The sequence below is a fragment of the Streptomyces sp. NA04227 genome (genome assembly GCF_013364195.1).
Lineage (GTDB): Bacteria > Actinomycetota > Actinomycetes > Streptomycetales > Streptomycetaceae > Streptomyces.
On the sequence record NZ_CP054918.1, the window covers coordinates 5,273,298 to 5,293,282 of the forward strand.

A 19,985-nucleotide genomic window follows, 5' to 3' on the forward strand; every position below is an offset into this window, starting at 1 on the left:
CGCACCGGCCGCCTTCCCGGGGTCCCAGGGCGGCCCGCGCAACCAGACCACTCCCGGTATCGCGGTCGCCCTGCACGAAGCGGCGCAGCCGTCCTTCCGTGACTACGCGGACGCCGTCGTCGCCAACGCCCGTGCCCTGGCCGAGGAGTTGCCGGCCCGCGGCTTCGACCTGGTCTCCGGGGGTACCGACAACCACCTGGTCCTCATCGACCTGAGCAACAAGGACGTGCCCGGCAAGACCGCCGCCAAGGCCCTGGACCGCGCCGGAATCGTCGTGAACCACAGCACGGTTCCCTACGACACCCGCACTCCCTTCGACCCGTCCGGCATCCGTATCGGCACCCCGTCCCTCACCTCGCGCGGCCTGGACGCCGGGCACATGGCCCTGGTCGCCGAGTGGTTCGACCGGGCCGTACGGGCGGCGCGCGAGGGCTATGAGGAGACGCTCGTGCGGGTGCGGAGCGAGGTCGGCGCGCTGATGGCCGAGTTCCCCGCGCCGGGGCTCGCGGCGCGCTGACCGGCGCCCGGGCGGGGTGCACGGCGCTCCGCCCGGGGCTGCGCGGGTCCGCGCGCGCCGAGCGGCGCGAGTGGGCGCGTGAGGGGGCGTGGGGCAGCGCCCGGACGCACGCACAGGCGCCCGGGGTGTACGACGGGCGGCCGGGGCGCGCGGAGCATGTGGCCGGGAGCACAGGAGGCGCAGGAGGAACGACCCGTTCCGAAGTGTCGTTGATCCGTTCCCAAGCTGTCGCGGACACCTGAGAGAATGGGGCCATGGCCTCGAACAAGCCCCGCGTGCTCTCCGGAATCCAGCCCACCTCGGGCTCGTTCCACCTCGGCAACTACCTCGGCGCCGTGCGCCAGTGGGTCGCTCTCCAGGAGACCCACGACGCGTTCTACATGGTCGTCGACCTGCACGCGATCACCGTCCCGCAGGACCCGGCCGAGCTGCGGAACAACACCCGGTTCGCCGCGGCCCAGCTGCTCGCCGCCGGCGTCGACCCCGAGCACTGCACCCTGTTCGTGCAGAGCCATGTGCCCGAGCACGCCCAGCTCGGCTGGGTGATGAACTGTCTGACCGGGTTCGGAGAGGCCTCCCGGATGACGCAGTTCAAGGACAAGTCCGCCAAGCAGGGCGCCGACCGCGCCACGGTCGGCCTGTTCACCTACCCGATCCTCCAGGTCGCCGACATCCTGCTCTACCAGGCCAACCAGGTCCCGGTCGGCGAGGACCAGCGCCAGCACATCGAGCTGACCCGTGACCTCGCCGAGCGCTTCAACGGCCGCTTCGGCGAGACCTTCACGGTCCCGGACCCGTACATCCTCAAGGAGACGGCCAAGATCTTCGATCTCCAGGACCCGTCGATCAAGATGAGCAAGTCGGCCTCCACGCCGAAGGGCCTGATCAACCTCCTGGACGAGCCCAAGGCCACCGCCAAGAAGGTCAAGAGCGCGGTGACGGACACCGACACCGTGATCCGCTTCGACGCCGAGAACAAGCCCGGTGTCAGCAACCTGCTCTCCATCTACTCCACCCTCACGGGTGCCGGGATTCCGGAACTCGAGGAGAAGTACGAGGGCAAGGGCTACGGTGCGCTGAAGACGGACCTGGCCGAGGTGATGGTCGAATTCGTCACACCGTTCCGCGAGCGCACTCAGCAGTACATGGACGACCCGGAGACCCTCGACTCCTTGCTGGCCAAGGGCGCCGAGAAGGCACGGGCCGTCGCCGCCGAGACGCTCGCCCAGGCATACGAAAAGGTCGGCCTGCTTCCCGCCAAGCACTGACCCAAAAGCGTCGTACAGTCGTAGGGCCACCCCAGGTGGCACGAATGGCAGCACAACCGACAGCGGTGCGCTCGCCGCCCGTCAGATGAAACGGCCGCCGGAAGGCGGCCGGAACGTCTGCGGCGCGGCACGCCAGCGAGAGTACGGAGCGACCGTCCCGGCGAGCAGCGGGCCCGAGGACGGCACCGGCCCGGGCCGCCCAGGCCCGGCGCACGGAACGAAAGGGCAGTGGCACCGAGCGTCACCGGTGCCACCGTCGGCGCGACAACACAAGAGTCCGGAACGGCGCGGACCGCCGCGCAGGGCCGGGAGGCCTCGGGCGGCACGCCGGACGGCCGGGCACAGCAACCCCATCCCAACCAGACGACGGGAGAAGACGTGGGGACCGTAACGATCGGTGTGTCGATCGCGGTCCCGGAGCCTCACGGCAGCCTGCTCCAGGAGCGGCGCGCGGGCTTCGGGGACCCCGCGGCACACGGCATTCCCACCCACGTCACCCTGCTCCCGCCGACCGAGGTGGACGACTCCTCCCTCAAGGCCATCAGCGCCCATCTCGCCTCGGTCGCCGCCCACGGGCGTCCCTTCCCGATGCGGCTCTCGGGCACCGGCACCTTCCGCCCGCTCTCCCCGGTCGTCTACGTCCAGGTCGTCGAGGGCGGCTCCGCCTGCTGCTGGCTCCAGAAGCGGCTGCGCGACCCCTCCGGTCCGGTCGCCCGTGAACTCCAGTTCCCGTACCACCCGCACGTCACGATCGCCCACGGCATCGACGAGGCGGCCATGGACCGGGCCTACGAGGAACTCGCCGACTACCACGCCGAGTGGTCCTGCACCGGCTTCGCCCTGTACGAACAGGGCCCGGACGCGGTGTGGCGCAAGCTCCGGGAATTCCCCTTCGGCCCGCCCACGGTCCCGCCCCAGGCGGGCGCACCGGCCGAGCAGGAGATGGGGCAGGGGAAGCTTCGGTCGCACTGAGGGTTCGTTCGGTCGCCTTGAGGGTCTGACCGAGGGATTGACCGAGTGCGCGGGGGCTGCGCAACTGTGGCGTGGCCCTCTCCGTGACGGTGATCAAGCGGTGCCTCCGTGGCCGAATTCCGACCTTTCCGTGACGAGCCGACGCGTGCCTCGCGGGGACCGTGACAACTGCTGTCGGGGTACTCCACGGGGCTCGTCCCACGGTTGTACGCTTCCGCTTTCGCCCATGACCGAGGGAGTTCCTGCTCATGCGCAAGGCGGCCCTGCTGTCCTCCCTTGCCCTGCTCACCTGCGCTGCCGCGGGATGCGGTGCGCAGGATGACGACGGTGGCAAGGAGCCCGTACGTTCCGCCACCGGCCCGTCCGGCGAGCACCGGGGGCCGCGGCTGAACTGGGCCTACGAGGAGATCGTCGACGAGCCGGGCGGCCTCACCGACCTCGCGGTGCTGGCCGACGACGACATCTGGGCCGCGGGCAAACAGTCCGGTGGCGGCGCCGATCCGGGCCGCGCCGACCACTACCTGCTGCACTACGACGGTACGGACTGGACCCGGTCCCCGATGCCCGGCCTGCTCGGCGACCATGTGTGGGACGCCCGGCTGGCTTCCCTCGGCAGCGGCGGCCTGTGGCTGTGGGGCGAGTCCCGCGAACGGAACTCCACCGCCTTCGCGCACTGGGACGGCGAGCGCTGGACGAGCCTGCCGACCGGACCGAGCGGCCCGGTGACCGACACCGCCGTCTTCGAGCCCGACGACGTCTGGCTGCTGACCGGCGAACGCCGGGTCTGGCACTGGGACGGCGAGCGCTGGTCCTCCTCCGAGCTGCCCCACCCCGCGGCCGCGCTCGACGGCACCTCCAGCGACGACCTGTGGGCCGTCGGCCACCGCACCGACGGACCTGGCATCGGGGGCGACGGCCAGGAAATGAGCCAGCCCGCCGCCATGCACTACGACGGCAAGTCCTGGACCACGTCGCGCACCCCCGTGTACCGCTTCGCCGACCCGGTACCGCCCGAGCCCGGCGCCTCGCTGACCAGCGTCCTCGCTCTCGCGCCGGACCGCGTCCTGGCTCTTGGCTCGCACTCCTTCAACCACGGCGAGGTGGAGGACGAGCCCGCCGACGAGACGGTACGGCTCCGCTGGGACGGCTCGACCTGGCTCAAACAGGACCCCTGGCCCGCCGACTGCGAGGGCCGCGCCCCCATCGCCCGCGACGCCTCACGGGGCCTGTTCCTCGACGGCAACCGTTACCTGACCACCGAGGGCGCCTGCACCCACATCAAACGGCCCCGGCTGCCCAACACCGGAGGCGTCACCCCGCAGTCCCAGCAATCCCTGTGGCTGGAGCGGGTGGTGCCGGTACCGGGCGGCGACAAGGTCCTGGGCGTCGGTCACGTCCAGGTCAACCAGAGCGGCAATCCGATGAGCAAGGCTGTGGTGGTTTCGCTGCGGCGGTGAGGTCGCGGGGCGGGCGGGCCCGGCGGGGTGGGTTTGGTCCGGCGGGTGGGTGTGGTCTGAGGTGCCGGTGCCGGTGCCGGTGCCGGTCCTGGTGCAGGTGTGGGCGTGGGAGTCGGGTCTTGCCGGGCGCGGGCGGGCGTGTTCGGTGTTCGGTGTTCGGTGGTCAGGGTTCGGCGTTCATGGTTCGGTCTTCATCTGCGTTCGGTTCTCAGAGGGGCAGTCGTCGGAAGAGGGGCCGCGGTACGTGCCGCAGGGCTGACATCACCACGCGCAGGGTGCCGGGCACCCACACCGTTTCCGCCCGGCGGCGCAGCCCGGACTCGATGGCCACGGCCACCTCCTCGGGGCTGGAGGCGAGCGGCGTCTCCTCCCGGCCCTCGGTCATCCGGGAGCGCACAAATCCGGGCCGTACGACCATGACGTGCACACCGGTGCCGTGCAGGGCGTCGCCGAGGCCCTGGGCGAACGCGTCCAGTCCGGCCTTGCTGGAGCCGTAGATGAAGTCGGTACGGCGGATCCGCTCGCCCGCCACGGACGAGAGCACCACGAGCGAGCCGTGCCCCTGCTCCTGCAGCGCCTTCGCACACACAAGGCCCGAGGACACCGCGCCCGTGTAGTTGGTCTGCGCGACCCGCACCGCGGCGACCGGGTCACTCTCGTCGTGTGCCTGGTCGCCGAGCACCCCGAACGCGAGCAGGACCATGTCGACGTCCCCCTCGGCGAAGACCTTGCCCAGGCACTCCGCGTGGGACTCGGTGTCCAGCGCGTCGAACGCCACCGTGTGCACGGTCGCCCCCAGCGCCCTCAGCCAGTCCGCCGCGGACTGCAACTCGGGTGACGGCCGCCCCGCCAGCCACACCGTCCGCGTGCGACGTGCCACCAGCCGCCGCGCCGTGGCCAGCGCGATCTCCGAGGTGCCGCCGAGGACGAGCAGGGACTGCGGGGTACCGAAGGCGTCCTTCATGGGGGCAACTCCTGGTGGGTTCGCGGGTGTTGGTAGTGGGACGGGGGAGTGAGAGGGAGTGATGGGGCGGTGGTGACGACGGTGGCGTTGGTGGGGGAGGGGCGGAGGTGACGTTGGCGGTGGGGCGGCTGTGGGGTGCCGGTGGCGTGCCGGTGCGCCGGTGGGTCAGAGCCCGAGGCGGCGGGAGAGGTCGGAGGCGAAGCTGCCGTGCGGGTCGAGTTCGCCGCGCAGCGCACGGAATTCGGGCAGGCGCGGGTACATCGCGGTGAGCAGGTCGGGGCGCAGCCGCGCGTCCTCGGCGAGCCGCACCCGGCCACCGGCAGCGGCGATCTCCTCGTCCAGGCCGTCGAGGAACGAGCCGAGCCCCGGCAACTCCGCCGGCAGGTCCAGGGACAGGCACCAGCCCGGAGCGGCGAACGACAGCCAGCCGGGGTCGCCCTCCCCGAACCGCTTCAACTGGGCCAGCGGAGAAGGACAACCACGTCGGCCCAGCCTCCGCACCACATGACGCAGCGTTTCGTGCGCCTCGTACGGCACCGCGAACTCGTAGCGCACGAGTGCCCCACGCCCCCGGGTCCACCTCGGCAGACTGTCGTACGGGTGGAAGAACGGCACCAAGTCGCGCAGTTGGCACCCCCGACCACGCGCCGCGCTGTGGAACCGGGCACTGTTCCACGACCGCACCGCCCTCCTCCCGAGCGGACTCCGCGTCAACGGCGCCGACACCATGGGAAGTTGCCCCCGGCGCAGTGCCGCCCCCGCCCGCAGGGGCAGAGCCCGAGTGGGCAATGCCTTGGCGGGGGTGTGGTCGGCCCGCGTCAGCACCGCCCTGCCCGTCGCGCGCCCACGTGACAGCAGGTCGATCCACGCGGACTCGTAGCGCCGGGGGCGTTCTGCCAAGCTCATCCGCTGGAGCAAGTCGTCGAAGTCCGTGGCCCGTTCGGTCTCCACGCTCATCAGCGCGGTCTCCACCGGCAGCAGCCGCAAAGTCGCGGTGAGCACCGCACCGGTCAGCCCCATGCCCCCTGCTGTCGCCTCGAACAGGGGCGTGCCGCACGGCACGGTACGGACCTGCCCGTCGGCCGTGAGGAGTTCGAACGACAGCACATGCCGGGAGAAGGAGCCCGCGGACGGATGACCCAGGCCGTGCACATCCGCCCCGATCGCCCCGCCCACCGTCACCTGCCCCGTCCCGGGACTCACCGGCAGGAACCACCCGTGCGGCAACAGGACTTCGGCCAGCCGCGCCATACTCACCCCGGCATCGGTCAGCAGGGTGCCGGTGGCCACATCGATGACATGCACCCGGTCAAGCCCGGTCATGTCCAGTACCGCACCACCCGCACTCTGCGCGGCATCTCCGTGGGCCCGCCCGAGCCCCCGGGGGATCCCGCCCCGGGCCCCCGGCAGTCCCCACCCCCGCACCGCCCGTGCCGCATCCTCGTACGAACGCGGCCGCACCACCCGCGTGGAACTCGGCGAGGTGCGCCCCCAACCGGTCATGGCGACGGGGCAGACGTCATCGGCGACGGTGTACGCATCGGCTGACATGAAGGCGACGGTATCGCCGCTATTGCGCACTATTGTCAAAGTTGCATCCGATACTCGCCGGAATGGCTGAGAATGGATGAACTTCTCAGGACCCGGCGACTTCACAGCGATTGCCCGGCGACAGCTCGATGTTGAGCCGCACCGGCACTTCCACGCCACGTTTCTCCGGTCCCGAGGCGGTAGATCGCACGTGACACGGGCAGGGGCAGATCATGGACTGGCTGAAACGACTTCCTGTGGTGGGGCCTCATTTCGCACGCCTCATGCGCTCCCACCCGTGGCGTGCCTACGAACGCCTCGACGAGGTCAAGTGGTCCCAACTGGCCGCCGCCATGACGTTCATCAGCTTCCTCGCCCTCTTCCCGCTGCTCACCGTGGCCGCCGCCATCGCCGCCGCGACGTTGACCGAGGGGCGCCGCGAGAATCTCGAGGACAAGCTCGCCGACCAGGTCCCCGGCATCTCCGACCAGCTCGACATCAGCTCCCTGGTCGACAACGCCGGCACCGTCGGTGTCATCGCCGGTGCCCTGCTCCTCTTCACCGGCGTCGGCTGGGTCGGTTCGATGCGCGAGTGCCTACGCACCGTCTGGCGGCTGCCCGACGACGCAGCAGACGGCAACCTGGTGACGCGCAAGATCAAGGACACCGGCATCCTCGCCGGACTCGGCGGTGCAGGTCTGGTTTCGCTGATAGTGTCCGCGCTCGCCTCCACCACCATCGGCTGGACGGCCCGCCAACTCGGCGTAGAGGCGGGCGGCTGGGGCGGCATCCTCCTGCGGATCGCCGGTTTCGCCGTCGCCGTACTCGCCGACTATCTCCTCCTTCTCTACGTCCTCACCCTCCTCCCCGGCGCCCATCCCGAACGCCGTCCCCTCCTCACGGCCGCGCTCATCGGCGCCCTCGGCTTCGAACTCCTCAAACTCCTCCTCGGCGGCTACATCAGCGGTGTCGCAGGCAAGAGCATGTACGGCGCCTTCGGCGTCCCCGTCGCCCTACTGCTGTGGATCAACTTCACCGCCAAACTCCTTCTCTACTGCGCCGCTTGGACTGCGACGGCGTCCACGGGCGACACAGAGAACGACGCCCAGGACGCTGCCGATGACGACCGCGTGCCCGGTGACGCGGGCGACGACGTGGACACAGGCTCCGCACCGCCCCCTGGCGGCGCGGACACGGGCTCTGTTTCGGCCCGGGGCGGCATGAATACGGACTCGGCTTCGACGCCGGGCGACGCGCAAGCCGGGCCGAAAGACGGCGGCGGCGCGACTCGTGTTTGAGGCTGTTGCAGGGCCCCGGCCCCGTCCCCGTCCTCATCCCCGTTCCAGGCCCTCTGCCCTGCGTCGAGTGTCCCTTCGCCTGCCCTTCCCAGATCCCTGACAGCCGCCGATGTCCGAGAGCGCCGATGCCGCTCAGGTCACCCTCGTGGGCGGCTCACCGTCGCGGGCGGCGACGCACCAGCTCCGGGAGAGGCCAGCGGCGCTGCACGAGGAGGACCGCGCCCGCGAGCACCACCAGCACACCGCCGACGATTGCCAGAGCCGTGCCCACCCCGCTGGAGGAGTCCGCCGCCGATGCCTCGGCGTTCTCACCGCCCGAGGTGGAACCGGGCTTGTCCTGATCGCCGCCGCCACTCGTCTCGCCGCCGCCCGCAGCGCCCTGCTCGCCACCGGTCTGTGCGCTCTTGGGCGGCACGAGCTGCCCCACCGGTTCCGCCTTGCCCGCCGCCGCGAATCCCCAGTCGAGCAGCTTCGCCGTCTCCTTGTAGACCGCGTCGTGCTCCTTGGCGGAGGGATTCATCACGGTGACGAGGAGCACCCGCCCGTCGCGTTCGGCGACCCCGGTGAACGTCGCCCCCGCCTTCGTCGTATTGCCGTTCTTCACCCCGGCGATCCCGCGGTAGGGGTTGATGTCGTAGTCACCCGTGAGCAGACGGTTGGTGTTCTGTATTTCGAAGGTCGGGCGCTTCTTGCCTTTCTTCGCCTCGCCCGGGAACTTGGCCCGCACGGTCGCGCAGTACTCCCGGAAATCCTTCTTCTGCATACCCGAGCGTGCGAACAAGGTCAGGTCGTACGCCGACGAGACCTGCCGCGGTTCGTCATAACCGTCGGGGCTCACCACATGGGTGTCCAGGGCCTGGAGCTCCTCGGCATGCCGCTGCATGTCGCGCACCGTCTGGTCCAGGCCCCCGTTCATGGACGCAAGCACCCGCACCGCGTCGTTTCCGGAGCGCAGGAAGACACCGAGCCACAGGTCGTGGACGGAGTACGTCTGGTTCTCCTTCACCCCGACGAGACTTGAGCCGGCGCCGAGGCCTGCCAGGTCGGACGCCACCACCTTGTGCGAGGTGGTCTTCGGGAACTTCGGCAGGACGGTGTCCGCGAACAACATCTTGAGGGTGCTCGCCGGGGGGAGCTTCCAGTGCGCATTGTGCGACGCCAGTACCTCGCCCGACTCCGCGTCGGCCACGATCCACGACTTGCCGGTGAGCCCCTTCGGCAGCACGGGCGCACCGTTGGCGAGTTGCACCTGCGTGCCCACCTTGCCGAGACGCTCCCCGCCCAGTTTCGACATCGGCGCCGTGGGCCGGGGGGCGGGATCCTTCGGCTTCGGCTTGTTGTCCGCGTGCGCGGGCGTACCGAGAGACAGGCACAGAAGGGAGGCTGAAGTGACCAGCAGAGCGGTCTTTTTCGAGGCAAGCACGGTCGAGAAAGTACATGGCCCGAGCCGCGACATGCCCGACGTGGTCCCCTCTTCTGTCGACTTCCGGCCGCCCACCGAGCCAGTGACCCGGGTCCGCACACCGGCACTCTCGGCCAGAGACGACATCCCGGACCGCGCCCCACGTTCGTCACAGCCGGTGTCCCCGCCGCTGCCGCCCGCATCGTCCCCACCCCGAGAAGGGGTGCCGGACGGCGAAGGCGATACTGAACCTATGAAGCTCAGCCGACCCGTCTCCTGGTTCCTGCTCGCCTTCGGGGTGTGGAGCTGGGTCATCTGGATCACTTTCGTCAAGAACCTTGTCAAGGACGGCAGCGGGCTCGCTTTCGACGACGGCGAGCCCACCGCGTACTTCTGGGTGCACCTGACACTCGCCATCGTGTCCTTTGTTCTGGGGACGGCCGTAGGGGCCATCGGGTTGCGCGGAGTACGCGCACTTCGTCGCACGACCTGAGCACTCCTTTCTCTCCCTGACCGACGGAAGGCCGACGCAACGTGGTGGTCGTCTTCGTACTGATCGCTCTCGCCGTCCTCGCGGCCTTCGCTCTTCTGCACTGGTATGTCTGGCGTCGCCTCGTCCGTGACACCACCCGAGCTTCCGGTCCCGTCCGTACCGCGGGAACCGTGCTGCTGATCGCCGGTCCGCTCTGCATGTTCGCCGCGCTGATCACCGAGCGGGCCGGTGCGCCCTTCTGGCTTCAGCGCACCCTCGCTTGGCCGGGTTTCCTCTGGATGGCTCTGTCGCTGTACCTCCTGCTCGCTCTGCTACTGGGTGAGGTGGTGCGCCCCGTCCTGCTGCGACTGCCGGGCGGTGGCCGTGCCAACGGAAAGCGGGGTTCGGCGGAACGCCCTGGCCAGGGCGGGCAACATCCGGTGTGGGAGACCTGGGCGAAGGACCGCGGTACACCGCACTCCGAAGCGGGGACCGAGGAAGCCGGGGGCGACAGCCAGGCACCGGTGACGGTCTCCGACGAGGTGCTACCCGGCGAGGGCGCCTCCGCTGCGGCGGATCCCGAAGCAAGTGACGCCGTCACTGATCCGGCTCCTTCGCCCGGCCCCTCGGGCAGCAGCTCCAGCCGGTCCGTTGCGAGCCCCTCCCGGAGGCTCTTCGTCTCTCGTGTGGTGGGTGGCGCGGCGGTTGCCGCGGCGGCGACCACGGTGGGCATCGGTACATATGGAGTGCTCCGTGGCCCCAAGGTGAAGCGCGTGACGATTCCCCTGGCCAAACTGCCGCGGTCTGCCCATCGGTTCCGTATCGCCGTGGTCAGCGACGTCCACCTCGGTCCGATCCTCGGTCGCGGCTTCTCGCGGCGCGTGGTCGACACGATCAACTCCACCCAGCCCGATCTGATCGCCGTGGTGGGAGATCTGGTCGACGGCAATGTGGAGGACCTCCGCCCTGCCGCCGCTCCGCTGCGCGATCTGAGGGCGCGCCACGGTGCGTACTTCGTCACCGGCAACCACGAGTACTTCTCGGGAGCCGAGCAGTGGGTCGAGCATGTACGTGAACTGGGACTGCATCCCCTGGAGAACGCGCGCGTAGAGATCGACGCGTTCGACCTGGCGGGAGTCAACGACGTCCAGGGCGAGAGCGAGGGCCAGGGCCCGGATTTCGTGAAGGCACTCGGCGACCGGGACCGTTCCCGGGCGGCGGTCCTGCTCGCGCACCAGCCCGTCGTGATCCACGACGCGGTACGCCACGGTGTCGACCTCCAGCTCTCCGGCCACACCCACGGCGGCCAGCTCTTTCCGGGCAACATCATTGCCGGACTCGCCAACCCGACGCTGGCAGGCCTGGAGCGGTATGGCGACACACAGCTGTATGTGTCGCGCGGGGCGGGGGCCTGGGGGCCACCGACCCGGGTGGGAGCTCCCTCGGACATCACGGTCGTGGAGCTGCACTCCCGGCAGGCCTGACCCTGCGCACGAGGACAACTGTCTTCTGCGTCCGGCGGGTTGAATTTCCGGATGGCTTCGCGCTGCCCGGAGCACGGAGGCCGGGACTGCCGGCCGTAGTTCTGTGAGCCCTCGCGCCGACGTGTGGTGTGGGCGGGGGAGCGGTCGTGGGATCGCGTGTTCTGCGTCATGCGACAACCGTGCGGGCCGTCGAGAGACCTCACAAGGGACCTCGTGATCCGTGGATCGGCGCTCCCTGGGACTCGCAATCCCAGGGATCACCAGTCCCATGGACGAAGGCCGCGAGCGGGCGGAGTATTGCCCCGAGAGCAGACCTGCCGACAGGAAGGGAGGCGATCAGCCCACGTCGGCTTGCTCTTGGTCGAATCGTCCGCCGAAGAACACCTGGGTCTCGACGAGCCGACCCTCCCGCACGGTGCTCAGCTCGACGTTGCGGTACCGCCCGCCCGCCTTCAGCTCGTACTCGTACATGACGAAGACCTTGCCGCCCGGCGCCGGCACCAGCTCGACGGTCCGCTGCGAACGGAGCCGGTCCGCGGTGGGAAAGCAGTGGGCGAAGAAGGCGGCCCGATCGATGTGGTCGTCGTGCGGGCTCGTGAAGACGAAGTCCTCGGCGATCAGCGCTTCGGCGGCGGCGCGGTCCTGAGCGAGGTAGCTGTCCAAGCAGGCGCGGACGACATCGACATCGGCCATGGTGGTCACCTTTCTCCGGGGGAGGTCCACTACGCATCCTCCGCCCGAAGTCACCTGCAAGGTGTCGCCACGCTGAGTCCGACGCGAGCACCTCGGTATGGGCGGTGAGCCTGCGGGGCCGGGCCGGGGCAGGCCTGCGTGACTCCGGGCACCGTGTCGAGCACCACGGAAGCCGTGACTCGTTGTAGGGCACGAGCAGGCGGTTCAACTCTCGCTATCTCTCGGTCCGATGACCGAGGGAGTCAGGCACATGCAATGCACAAATCTCGAAGGGGGAAGGGAACGTGACCGCGTTGGCACGGTGGTGTTTCAGACACCGGCTTGTGGTGCTCTTGCTATGGGTGGGGGCGCTCTTGGGACTGGGAACGGGAAGCGGGGTGAGCGGTGCCGACTACTCGAACGTCTTTTCCCTGCCCGGCACCGACTCCACTCGCGCAAGTGAGCTGCTGACCAAGGCCTTTCCCGAGCGAGGCGGCGACACGGACACGATTGTCTGGCGCGCCGAAGGGGGTTCGGTACGCGACCCCGTGGTGCGCGCCGGAATCGAGCCCGCGCTCGCCGAGATCGCTCGGATGCCCGGAGTCGGCGAGCTGAGCAGCCCGTACGAGAAGGGGCCGGCCGCGGCTGCGCAGATCAGCGGCGAGGGACACATCGCCTTTGCACAGCTCACCTTCACCGAGCAGGCGAACGCCGTGCCCAAGAAGCTCGTGGAGGACGTGGTCGACACGGCACGAGCCGCCCAGACCGACGGGCTGAAGGTCGAGCTGGGTGGTCAGGCGATCACCAGGACCCAGGAACCTCCCACCGGAGTCTCCGAGATCGTGGGCATCGTAGCGGCGGCGATCGTGCTGTTCCTCGCCTTTGGCTCCCTGTTCTCGATGTCCCTGCCGATCGTCGTCGCCATCTTCGGAGTGGGCACCGGCCTGTCGGCGACCACCTTGCTGAGCCACGTCACCGATGTACCCGAAGTGGCCCCGTTGCTGGGCTCGTTGATCGGGCTGGGGGTGGGCATCGACTACGCCCTGTTCATCGTCACGCGGCACCGACGCAGTCTCCTGCGGGGCCGTGCTCCGGAGGATTCGGCGGTAACGGCGCTCAACACGTCCGGCCGTGCGGTGCTGTTCGCGGGTGGCACGGTATGCATCGCGCTCGCGGGCATGCTCGTGATGAACATGCGATTCCTCGACGGTGTCGTGCTGGCCACTTCCCTGACCGTGGTGATGAGCGTCCTCGCGGCGATCACCCTGCTGCCCGCGATGCTGGGCCTGCTCGGCCCGCGTGTGCTGAGCAGGCGCCAGCGCCGCCGTCTCGCCGCCGAAGGTCCGGCGCCCGCCGAAACGCGTGGACTCGCGGCCCGTTGGGCGTCGTGTGTCCAACGGCGGCCCCGGTCGCTCGCCCTGCTCGCCGTCACGGTGATGGCCGTACTCGCGGTGCCGGTGCTCTCGCTGCGCCTCGGAGCCACGGACCAGGGCAACCACGGAGAGGACACCACCACACGACAGGCGTACGACCTGCTTGCCGAAGGGTTCGGACCCGGGTTCAACGGACCACTGCAAGTCGTCGTCGAAGGGGCCGAAACCGCCGACCTGGTCCGCCGGTTGGGCGAGACGAAGGGGGTGGCACAAGTGGCCGCAGCCCCTGCCGAGCGCGGTGTCACGGTGATTCAGGTCGTACCGACCACCTCACCCCAGGATGCGGAGACCGACCGGCTCATCGACGCACTGCGCGAGGACGTCATTCCGACCTCTGGTGCCCGGGCCCATGTCGGTGGCGTAACAGCAGTGTTCAAGGACTTCTCGACGGTCACGGGCGAGCGCCTGCCGTACTTTGTGGCAGCCATCATCGGGCTGGGCTTCGTCCTGCTGATGATCGCCTTTCGGTCCCTGCTCGTCCCGTTGACGGCAGCCTTGATGAACCTCGTCGCGGCGGCCGCTTCGTTCGGTGTCCTGGTGGCGGTGTTCCAGTGGGGCTGGGGCGCCGAGGCACTCGGTGTCGGCAAGGAGGGGCCGATCGCCGCCTTCCTGCCGGTGATCATGCTGTCGCTGCTCTTCGGGCTCTCGATGGACTACCAGGTGTTCCTGGTGAGCCGGATGCACGAGGAGTGGGTGCACACAAGGGACAACGCCCGTGCGGTCCGTGTGGGCCTCGCCGAGAGCAGCCGCGTCATCACCTGCGCGGCACTCATCATGATCTGTGTGTTCTCCGCGTTCGTGCTCAGCGGCGACGTGGAAGGCGCGATGGCCGGGGGCAGTCTGGCGGCCGCCGTCGCCTTGGATGCCTTCGTCCTGCGTATGGCCTTGGTCCCGGCCATGATGCATCTGCTCGGCAGGGCCAACTGGTGGCTGCCGGGCCGGCTCGACAAGCGCATGCCGCACCTGGCGGTGGAGCCGGCCGATGTGACGGAAGCAGGCAGCCAACGGCCCTACGCCGATCGGGGATCCGCTCCTCCTGGCCCGCGTTTCGAGGATCTGACCGTTCAGGAAGCGAGCCTCCTGCTCCGGCAAGGAGAAGGCCTGCCGGAGCGGGCTGGAGCAGATGAGGCACCGAACGGAAGCGCGAAGCCGGCGGACGACGAGCTGCTGTTGGCCGATGACTCGGTGTTGAAGAACGCCGGGAGCGGCCCGGGTGGCGAGCCGAGGCGAGGGCGGAACACAGACGCCACGCAGGACCTCAGGCCGGGTCCCCGCGTGGTGCACGGGGCCGTGCGGACGGGGGACGGACGACCGGCCGTCGGCAGCGTGCTCACTCTGATGTCGACGGGAGGGCGTCAACTCGACCGCAGTCTCGCCCTGTCGGACGGTTCGTACCTGATCACCGCTCCAGCGTCCGGCACCTATCTGCTCGCCGTGACCGCACATGGACAGGGATCGGACGCGCGGCACATCACGGTCGGCGACGTGCCGCTGATGTGTGACATCAACCTGGTGCGAGAGGAGGCCGGGGCCATGAGCTGAGCAACTGAAGGGCGACGGTCGGCTCTTGGCGCATCGCGTCCGGCACGGCGCGCGTTCGGCATGGAGCGTGATCCGGTTCCCGTATCCGCCGGAGGCCCCACACCGGGCCGCTCCTCGTGCCTCGGCGGAACGCCCCGCCCCGTACGGCAGTATCACCGCATGCGAGATGAAGCGTCGGTGGTGCCGGTGACGACCTCCCAGTGGTCCGATGTCGAGGAACTCCTCGGCAGAAGGGGCGCGGTGAAGGGCTGTTGGTGCATGTTCTTCCGGCTGACACCGCAGGAGCGCAAGACCCAGTGGGGCGAGGGCAATCGCCAGGCTCTCAGGGAGCTCGTCGCGGCGGGGCGGGAGCCCGGGCTCGTCGCCTACCGGGAGGGCAGCCCGGCGGGCTGGGTGTCCGTCGCTCCCCGGGAGGAGTTCTGCCGTCTCGACCGTTCGCCGGTGAGCAAGCCGGTGGACGACCGGCCGGTGTGGGCGCTGGTGTGTCTGTACGTGGCGCGGGAGCACCGTGGTCGGGGCGTGGCACGGGAGCTGGTACGCGGTGCTGTGGACTTCGCGGCCGCGCGCGGGGCGAAGACAGTGGAGGCCTACCCGGTCGACGACACCCTGGGCACGGTCACCGCGGACGAGGCCTTCCACGGCGTGGTCAGTCTGCTCGCCGACGAGGGGTTCCAGGAGGTGGCACGTCGGACGCCGAAGAGGCCCGTGATGCGACGCGAGATCGGCTGACTGATATGCGCCGGGCGGCTCTCAGGGGCCCGACGGCTCGGCGGAAGGCGGGCTCGTCACCCCGCGGTCCACGCCGCCGCCCTCCCCGGTCATGCCGGGAAGGAAGTCCGTGAACAGCTCGTGGACTTCACGGACGAGCGGCCGGAGTACACGGAAGCGGGCCAGGGCCACACCGCGAGTGGTCAGGCGGGCGCCGCGGTCCGCGAGGCGGCGGCTGCGACGATGCCCCTCGGAACGGTCGAAGACCCAGTAGAGGACGAGGCCCATCTGGGAGAGCCACATCAACTCGGGGAGAATCTCGCGGAGTTCGGCCGGAACCTTGCCCTTGGCCCCGGCCAGTACCTGCCGGTGCACCTCGATGGCGGCCTCGCGGGCATGCTCGGATTCCGGGGAGAAGGGGCTGAGTGGGCTCTCCGGGTCGGCGGCGTTCTTGAAGAACTGCGCCGCGAACTCGTGGTAGGGCTCGGCGATGTCCAGCCAGATGTGCAGGACCCCCGCCAACCGTGACTCGAGGTCGGTCTCCTTCTCCAGGACAGGGACGACACGCCGTTGGTGCTCGTCGGCGATCCGGTCGTAGAAGCCCTGAATGAGGTGCTCTTTACCGGCGAAGTAGTAGTAGGCGTTGCCGACCGAGACTCCGGCTTCCTTGGCGATCGCCCGCATGGTGGTCTTGTCGTAGCCGCGCTCCTGGAAGAGGCGCATCGCGGTTTCCAGGATCAGGGTGCGAGTCTGCTCGCTCTTCTCGGTCTTCGCGGTCCGGCCGACTTCATCGGCGGTCCGGGCGGGTGAGTCCCCGCCCGGCGGAGCTCCGGCTCCGGCCGCTCCGTCGGGTTTCGTCCCGGGATCCGGCGTCGGGGATTCGTTCGCAGCTGGCACAGAGCGAGCCTAACCAGTCCCGCAGCTGTCGTCGGCACAGCCCGTACCGGTGAAGGACCAGCCGCTGCCGGGAGCGTACGACCAGCCGTCCTCACGCCGGTAGACGCCTCCACCCCATCCGGGCCCCGGCGGACTCGTCCGGGCCGGTGCCCCGTAAACGCCGCGGGACTCACGCCACTTGGCCGCGGCGAGCACCGCGCCGCGGGCGAATCTCGCGCCGGTGGGGCTGCTGAGGTAGTGGGAGGTCTCGCGGTATTCCGACAGTGCCCAGAGCACGACGACCCAGGCGGCGGAGTCCGTGTACACCTGGCCCTGGTCGCCGACGACGGTGATCTCCTTCAGCGTGGCCATGTGGTCCAGGGCGGGGAACAGCCGTCGTGCTTCCTCGGAGGCGGCCGGGACCAGGCGCAGCGGTACCAGCTGGCGTTGCCTTCGCAGCCACTTGCCGACATGCGCGCAGAGCGAGCAGTTGGGGTCGTAGAGGACCGTGAGCCCGAGCACCGGGACGCGCGCGGCATCCCGGTCACGGTGTGCGGAGGGCGGGATCATGCCCGTCCCTCCGGCGCCAGCCAGCCCTGCGGCGGGACCGGGGGAAGCTGCTCGCGCTCCAGGACTCCCCGGCGGCGGATCTTGTTGAGAACCCACACATTGGCGAGGTGCAGCACGCCGAGAACCAGGAGGACGACGCCGAGCTTGGTCGACAGTGCCTCGAAGATCCCGCGGGTGTTCGTGATCTCCTCGTCGGCGTTCAGGTAGAGCGCCACGAAGCCGAGGTTCACGAGGTAGAAGCCCACCACCAGAAGGTGGTTGACGGCGTCGGCGAGCTTGTCGTTGCCGTGCAGTACGTCGGAGAGAAAGATCCGTCCGTTACGGCTGAGTGTGCGGGCCACCCAGACGGTCAGACTGATGCTGACCAGCAGGTAGATGATGTAGGCGACCACTGTGAGGTCCATGTTCCACCCCTTCTTGAACGCGTTCAAAACGCTGTACGTGAAGACCATAGAACTGTTTTTGAACACGTTCAAGTGGGGTGGGGCTTCTCAACTGCCTGTGTGACGCGGTGCACTTCGCTCCGGCGTGGAGTGGCTGCGCCGACTTCCTCCGGAGAGAGGGGCAGGGGGTGACGTCGGCGGGGTCGAACGTGGACGGGTGGGTGCGCGAAGCATGCTGCGCGCATCGGGTTTCTGTGGCTTCGTGCCTGAACTCAGAAGGGTTGAGAGTTGGAGAGGGTTGTCGGGAGTCCCCAACTCGCACCTGCGGGTGGGTAGGAGCGAGTGACCGCCGCCGCGAGGGTGCGCGCCACAAGTGCTACCCGCCGCAGCTCGGGTCTCCGGGTGCCCCCGCTCCGCCGACCTCGGTCGAGGCCTCCGTCACCGCGCGGTCGCGATCATCCACATAGGACTGCGGAGACATTCCTATGTGGAATGTCTTGACGCTGCCGGAACCAGCCCTCACTCTGCTGTCCATGACTGACACCGGGACCAGTGACCCACGGCGTAACGTCGTCGTTGAAGTGGACTTGGCGGCGCTTCGTGCCGCGTTGGAGCGGGAGGCTCACCGCGTGCGGGGGCTGGCGCGCACGGCGCGCACGCTCTCCGCGCCGGTCCCCGGGCTGGAGTGGGACACCGGGAAGCTGCTCACGCATCTCGTCATGGTCTACCGGGCCTTCGCCATAGCCGTGCGTGGCGAGGACTTCGAGGCCGCGCTGGAGGAGGCGAAGCAGTCGGCGCTGCTCCGGCTGACCGGGCGCCTCGACAAGGTGATCGGCCAGATCAATGACGTGATGGCCGAGTTGGTGGTCTTCGAGAACGCGGACGAGGCCGCCGACGCGCTGGAGCAGGAAGCCACCGCCCTGTGCACGGCGTTGGCCGCGGAGACGGATCCGCACCGCAGGGTGTCGACACCGTGGTACGGGGAGGGCGCCACCCGCACGGTGGCGACGGCCGCAGCCTTGGCGCTGAACGAGACCCTGCTGCACGGGATCGATCTGGCCCGGGCCGTCGGAGCGGCGGAGACCGTGCCGCACGACGCCGCCGCTCTCGCGGCGCCGCTCGTGATGTCGGAGATGCTGCCCGAACTCCTGGACCTCGATGCCGCCGAGGGGTTCAAGGGGCACTTCGGCGTCGCCCTGCGCGGCTCGCAGCGGTTCGTCGTCAGCGTCGCGGAGGGCAGGGCGTGGAGCAGTCGGTGGGAGGAGCAGCGCCGGGACTGCGTCATGTCGATGCGCCCCGGGACGGCCCTCCTGCTCGGCATGCGCCGCATCCCGTTGTGGCGGGCGATGGCGACGGGCGGGGTCGTCTCGTACGGTCGTATGCCGTGGAAGGCGATGCAGTTCCCGAAGCTCTTCGTCTCGGCCTGAGGTCCGACGGCGGTGGGCCCTGCTTCGGCCGAGACACTGGTGGCCGGAGCGCAGTTGACCGCACGGACATGGGCGCGCCCGACATTGATCGCGTCGTGTTGACTGAACTCCCGTTGACCGAGCAATTATTGACCCACGACCGTCAGGACTGAAGAGACGTGTCCACCGACCCACGCCGGTCCGCACCCGGCCCGGCCGACCCCGGCCCCGACCCCGGCTCAGGCCCCGTCGACCCCGCGGCCGCCGCCCCGGCCTCCCGTCCGCGTGACCCCGGGGCGGCCGAGGTCAACGCAACCGCCGCCTCCCTGCTCGGCTTTCTGCACGACGGGCCGAAGACGGGCTGGGACCTGTGTGCCGCCGCGGAGCAGGTGATCGGGCCGTTCTGGTCGCTCACGCGGAGCCAGGTGTACCGGGAACTGTCCGCCATGGCGGAGCGCGGGCTGGTCGAGGCCGGGCCGTCGGGACGGCGTGACCGGAGGCCGTACGGGCTCACCGAGGCGGGCCGCGCGGCCTTCGCCGCCTGGGCGGAGCAGGGCCCGGGGCAGGCCACGATCCGGCTGCCGCTCCTGTTGTTCGTCACCCTCGGACGGCACATCCCCGCCGAGCAGTTGGCGCGCACGCTCGCTGAGCAACGCCGTATGCAGGCCGGATCGCTCACCGACTACCTCCGGCTGCGCGACGAACTACGCGAGCACCACGCGGATCCGTATCTGCTCGCCACCCTCGACTACGGCATCTCGGTGGCCCGGGCCACCGTCCGCTGGATCGACCGGCTGCCGCCCGAGGTACTCGGCGGAACGGAACCGGCGGAACAGACGGAACAGGCGAGCCGGACGGGCCAGTCGGCCCAAGCGCGGCAGCACGAGGCGGACGAGGCCTGACCCGACCGCGCAGAACCGGCCGAGTAGAACCTGACCTCGCAGAACCCGACCGCGCGGCGGACAAGGCACACGACGATGCCCGACACAGCACGACGCCCCGCTCCCAAGCCGGGAGCGGGGCGTCCGTAC

The 19,985-nt window shown here is 69.7% G+C and carries 17 protein-coding genes and 1 pseudogene; 11 read left to right on the plus strand and 7 right to left on the minus strand.

The window, feature by feature from the left end:
- Positions 1-7 precede the first annotated feature (7 nt).
- From glyA to HUT18_RS22635, 4 genes and pseudogenes are all read left to right on the plus strand, one after another.
- Positions 8-517 (plus strand): annotated as a pseudogene (gene glyA / locus HUT18_RS22620) (serine hydroxymethyltransferase); the annotation flags it as partial.
- A gap of 254 nt (positions 518-771) precedes the next feature.
- Positions 772-1,785 (plus strand): tryptophan--tRNA ligase, encoded by a 1,014-nt coding sequence (trpS, locus tag HUT18_RS22625; RefSeq protein WP_176102394.1) that lies wholly within the window; start codon positions 772-774, stop codon positions 1,783-1,785.
- Between the two features lie 378 nt (positions 1,786-2,163).
- Positions 2,164-2,757 (plus strand): 2'-5' RNA ligase family protein, encoded by a 594-nt coding sequence (locus HUT18_RS22630; protein ID WP_176102395.1) that lies wholly within the window; start codon positions 2,164-2,166, stop codon positions 2,755-2,757.
- A gap of 248 nt (positions 2,758-3,005) precedes the next feature.
- Positions 3,006-4,214 carry a hypothetical protein gene (locus HUT18_RS22635; RefSeq protein WP_176102396.1) on the plus strand — a complete coding sequence of 403 codons (1,209 nt, stop codon included), beginning with the start codon at positions 3,006-3,008 and terminating at the stop codon, positions 4,212-4,214.
- A 208-nt stretch (positions 4,215-4,422) separates the two neighbouring features.
- Here HUT18_RS22635 and HUT18_RS22640 read toward each other — a convergent pair whose 3' ends face one another.
- The gene (locus HUT18_RS22640) at positions 4,423-5,178 is read right to left on the minus strand and encodes a decaprenylphospho-beta-D-erythro-pentofuranosid-2-ulose 2-reductase (protein WP_176102397.1); all 756 of its coding nucleotides are present in this window, start codon (positions 5,176-5,178) and stop codon (positions 4,423-4,425) included.
- A gap of 165 nt (positions 5,179-5,343) precedes the next feature.
- The gene (locus HUT18_RS22645; protein WP_176102398.1) at positions 5,344-6,729 is read right to left on the minus strand and encodes an FAD-binding protein; all 1,386 of its coding nucleotides are present in this window, start codon (positions 6,727-6,729) and stop codon (positions 5,344-5,346) included.
- A gap of 212 nt (positions 6,730-6,941) precedes the next feature.
- Between HUT18_RS22645 and HUT18_RS22650 the strand changes: the two genes are divergently transcribed.
- Complete coding sequence (locus tag HUT18_RS22650) at positions 6,942-8,006, plus strand: YihY/virulence factor BrkB family protein (protein ID WP_176102399.1); 1,065 nt, start codon at positions 6,942-6,944, stop codon at positions 8,004-8,006.
- Between the two features lie 154 nt (positions 8,007-8,160).
- Here the strand turns inward: HUT18_RS22650 and HUT18_RS22655 are convergent, their stop codons facing one another.
- Positions 8,161-9,429: a D-alanyl-D-alanine carboxypeptidase family protein gene (locus HUT18_RS22655; protein ID WP_368661550.1), complete on the minus strand. Its 1,269-nt coding sequence runs from the start codon at positions 9,427-9,429 to the stop codon at positions 8,161-8,163.
- Positions 9,430-9,661: 232 nt separating this feature from the next.
- Here HUT18_RS22655 and HUT18_RS33925 point away from each other — a divergent pair, with 232 nt between their 5' ends.
- On the plus strand, positions 9,662-9,901 hold the full coding sequence (locus HUT18_RS33925) for an SCO4848 family membrane protein (RefSeq protein WP_254878758.1): 240 nt from the start codon (positions 9,662-9,664) through the stop codon (positions 9,899-9,901).
- A gap of 41 nt (positions 9,902-9,942) precedes the next feature.
- On the plus strand, positions 9,943-11,364 hold the full coding sequence (locus tag HUT18_RS22660) for a metallophosphoesterase (protein WP_176102400.1): 1,422 nt from the start codon (positions 9,943-9,945) through the stop codon (positions 11,362-11,364).
- Positions 11,365-11,700: 336 nt separating this feature from the next.
- On the opposite strand, the gene HUT18_RS22665 is transcribed toward HUT18_RS22660, so the two are convergent.
- Positions 11,701-12,057 (minus strand): nuclear transport factor 2 family protein, encoded by a 357-nt coding sequence (locus HUT18_RS22665; RefSeq protein ID WP_176102401.1) that lies wholly within the window; start codon positions 12,055-12,057, stop codon positions 11,701-11,703.
- 293 nt (positions 12,058-12,350) lie between these two features.
- Here HUT18_RS22665 and HUT18_RS22670 point away from each other — a divergent pair, with 293 nt between their 5' ends.
- Both HUT18_RS22670 and HUT18_RS22675 read left to right on the plus strand, forming a co-directional pair.
- Complete coding sequence (locus HUT18_RS22670; protein ID WP_176104735.1) at positions 12,351-15,011, plus strand: MMPL family transporter; 2,661 nt, start codon at positions 12,351-12,353, stop codon at positions 15,009-15,011.
- A gap of 159 nt (positions 15,012-15,170) precedes the next feature.
- The gene (locus HUT18_RS22675) at positions 15,171-15,740 is read left to right on the plus strand and encodes a GNAT family N-acetyltransferase (protein WP_176102402.1); all 570 of its coding nucleotides are present in this window, start codon (positions 15,171-15,173) and stop codon (positions 15,738-15,740) included.
- A gap of 21 nt (positions 15,741-15,761) precedes the next feature.
- On the opposite strand, the gene HUT18_RS22680 is transcribed toward HUT18_RS22675, so the two are convergent.
- The 3 genes from HUT18_RS22680 to HUT18_RS22690 all read right to left on the minus strand — a co-directional run bounded on the left by HUT18_RS22680 (position 15,762) and on the right by HUT18_RS22690 (position 17,569).
- Positions 15,762-16,460 carry a TetR/AcrR family transcriptional regulator gene (locus HUT18_RS22680; RefSeq protein ID WP_254879074.1) on the minus strand — a complete coding sequence of 233 codons (699 nt, stop codon included), beginning with the start codon at positions 16,458-16,460 and terminating at the stop codon, positions 15,762-15,764.
- Between the two features lie 165 nt (positions 16,461-16,625).
- On the minus strand, positions 16,626-17,165 hold the full coding sequence (locus HUT18_RS22685) for a thiol-disulfide oxidoreductase DCC family protein (protein ID WP_176102403.1): 540 nt from the start codon (positions 17,163-17,165) through the stop codon (positions 16,626-16,628).
- Complete coding sequence (locus HUT18_RS22690; protein ID WP_176102404.1) at positions 17,162-17,569, minus strand: hypothetical protein; 408 nt, start codon at positions 17,567-17,569, stop codon at positions 17,162-17,164. The genes HUT18_RS22685 and HUT18_RS22690 overlap by 4 nt, the downstream gene beginning before the upstream one ends.
- A 512-nt stretch (positions 17,570-18,081) precedes the next feature.
- Here HUT18_RS22690 and HUT18_RS22695 point away from each other — a divergent pair.
- Complete coding sequence (locus tag HUT18_RS22695) at positions 18,082-18,975, plus strand: maleylpyruvate isomerase N-terminal domain-containing protein (RefSeq protein WP_176102405.1); 894 nt, start codon at positions 18,082-18,084, stop codon at positions 18,973-18,975.
- A gap of 158 nt (positions 18,976-19,133) precedes the next feature.
- A complete protein-coding gene (locus HUT18_RS22700; protein ID WP_176102406.1) occupies positions 19,134-19,856 on the plus strand; it encodes a PadR family transcriptional regulator in 723 nt (240 codons plus the stop codon).
- Positions 19,857-19,985: the final 129 nt, after the last annotated feature.

What these genes read in the sequence shown, in the direction of transcription:
- HUT18_RS22635 (WP_176102396.1), top strand. Translation starts at nt 3,006, where the DNA reads ATGCGCAAGGCGGCCCTGCTGTCCTCCCTTGCCCTGCTCACCTGCGCT.
- HUT18_RS22685 (WP_176102403.1), bottom strand. Translation starts at nt 17,165, where the DNA reads ATGATCCCGCCCTCCGCACACCGTGACCGGGATGCCGCGCGCGTCCCG.
- HUT18_RS22645 (WP_176102398.1), bottom strand. Translation starts at nt 6,729, where the DNA reads ATGTCAGCCGATGCGTACACCGTCGCCGATGACGTCTGCCCCGTCGCC.
- HUT18_RS22650 (WP_176102399.1), top strand. Translation starts at nt 6,942, where the DNA reads ATGGACTGGCTGAAACGACTTCCTGTGGTGGGGCCTCATTTCGCACGC.
- HUT18_RS22640 (WP_176102397.1), bottom strand. Translation starts at nt 5,178, where the DNA reads ATGAAGGACGCCTTCGGTACCCCGCAGTCCCTGCTCGTCCTCGGCGGC.
- HUT18_RS22690 (WP_176102404.1), bottom strand. Translation starts at nt 17,569, where the DNA reads ATGGACCTCACAGTGGTCGCCTACATCATCTACCTGCTGGTCAGCATC.
- HUT18_RS33925 (WP_254878758.1), top strand. Translation starts at nt 9,662, where the DNA reads ATGAAGCTCAGCCGACCCGTCTCCTGGTTCCTGCTCGCCTTCGGGGTG.
- HUT18_RS22665 (WP_176102401.1), bottom strand. Translation starts at nt 12,057, where the DNA reads ATGGCCGATGTCGATGTCGTCCGCGCCTGCTTGGACAGCTACCTCGCT.
- trpS (WP_176102394.1), top strand. Translation starts at nt 772, where the DNA reads ATGGCCTCGAACAAGCCCCGCGTGCTCTCCGGAATCCAGCCCACCTCG.
- HUT18_RS22695 (WP_176102405.1), top strand. Translation starts at nt 18,082, where the DNA reads ATGACTGACACCGGGACCAGTGACCCACGGCGTAACGTCGTCGTTGAA.
- HUT18_RS22675 (WP_176102402.1), top strand. Translation starts at nt 15,171, where the DNA reads ATGCGAGATGAAGCGTCGGTGGTGCCGGTGACGACCTCCCAGTGGTCC.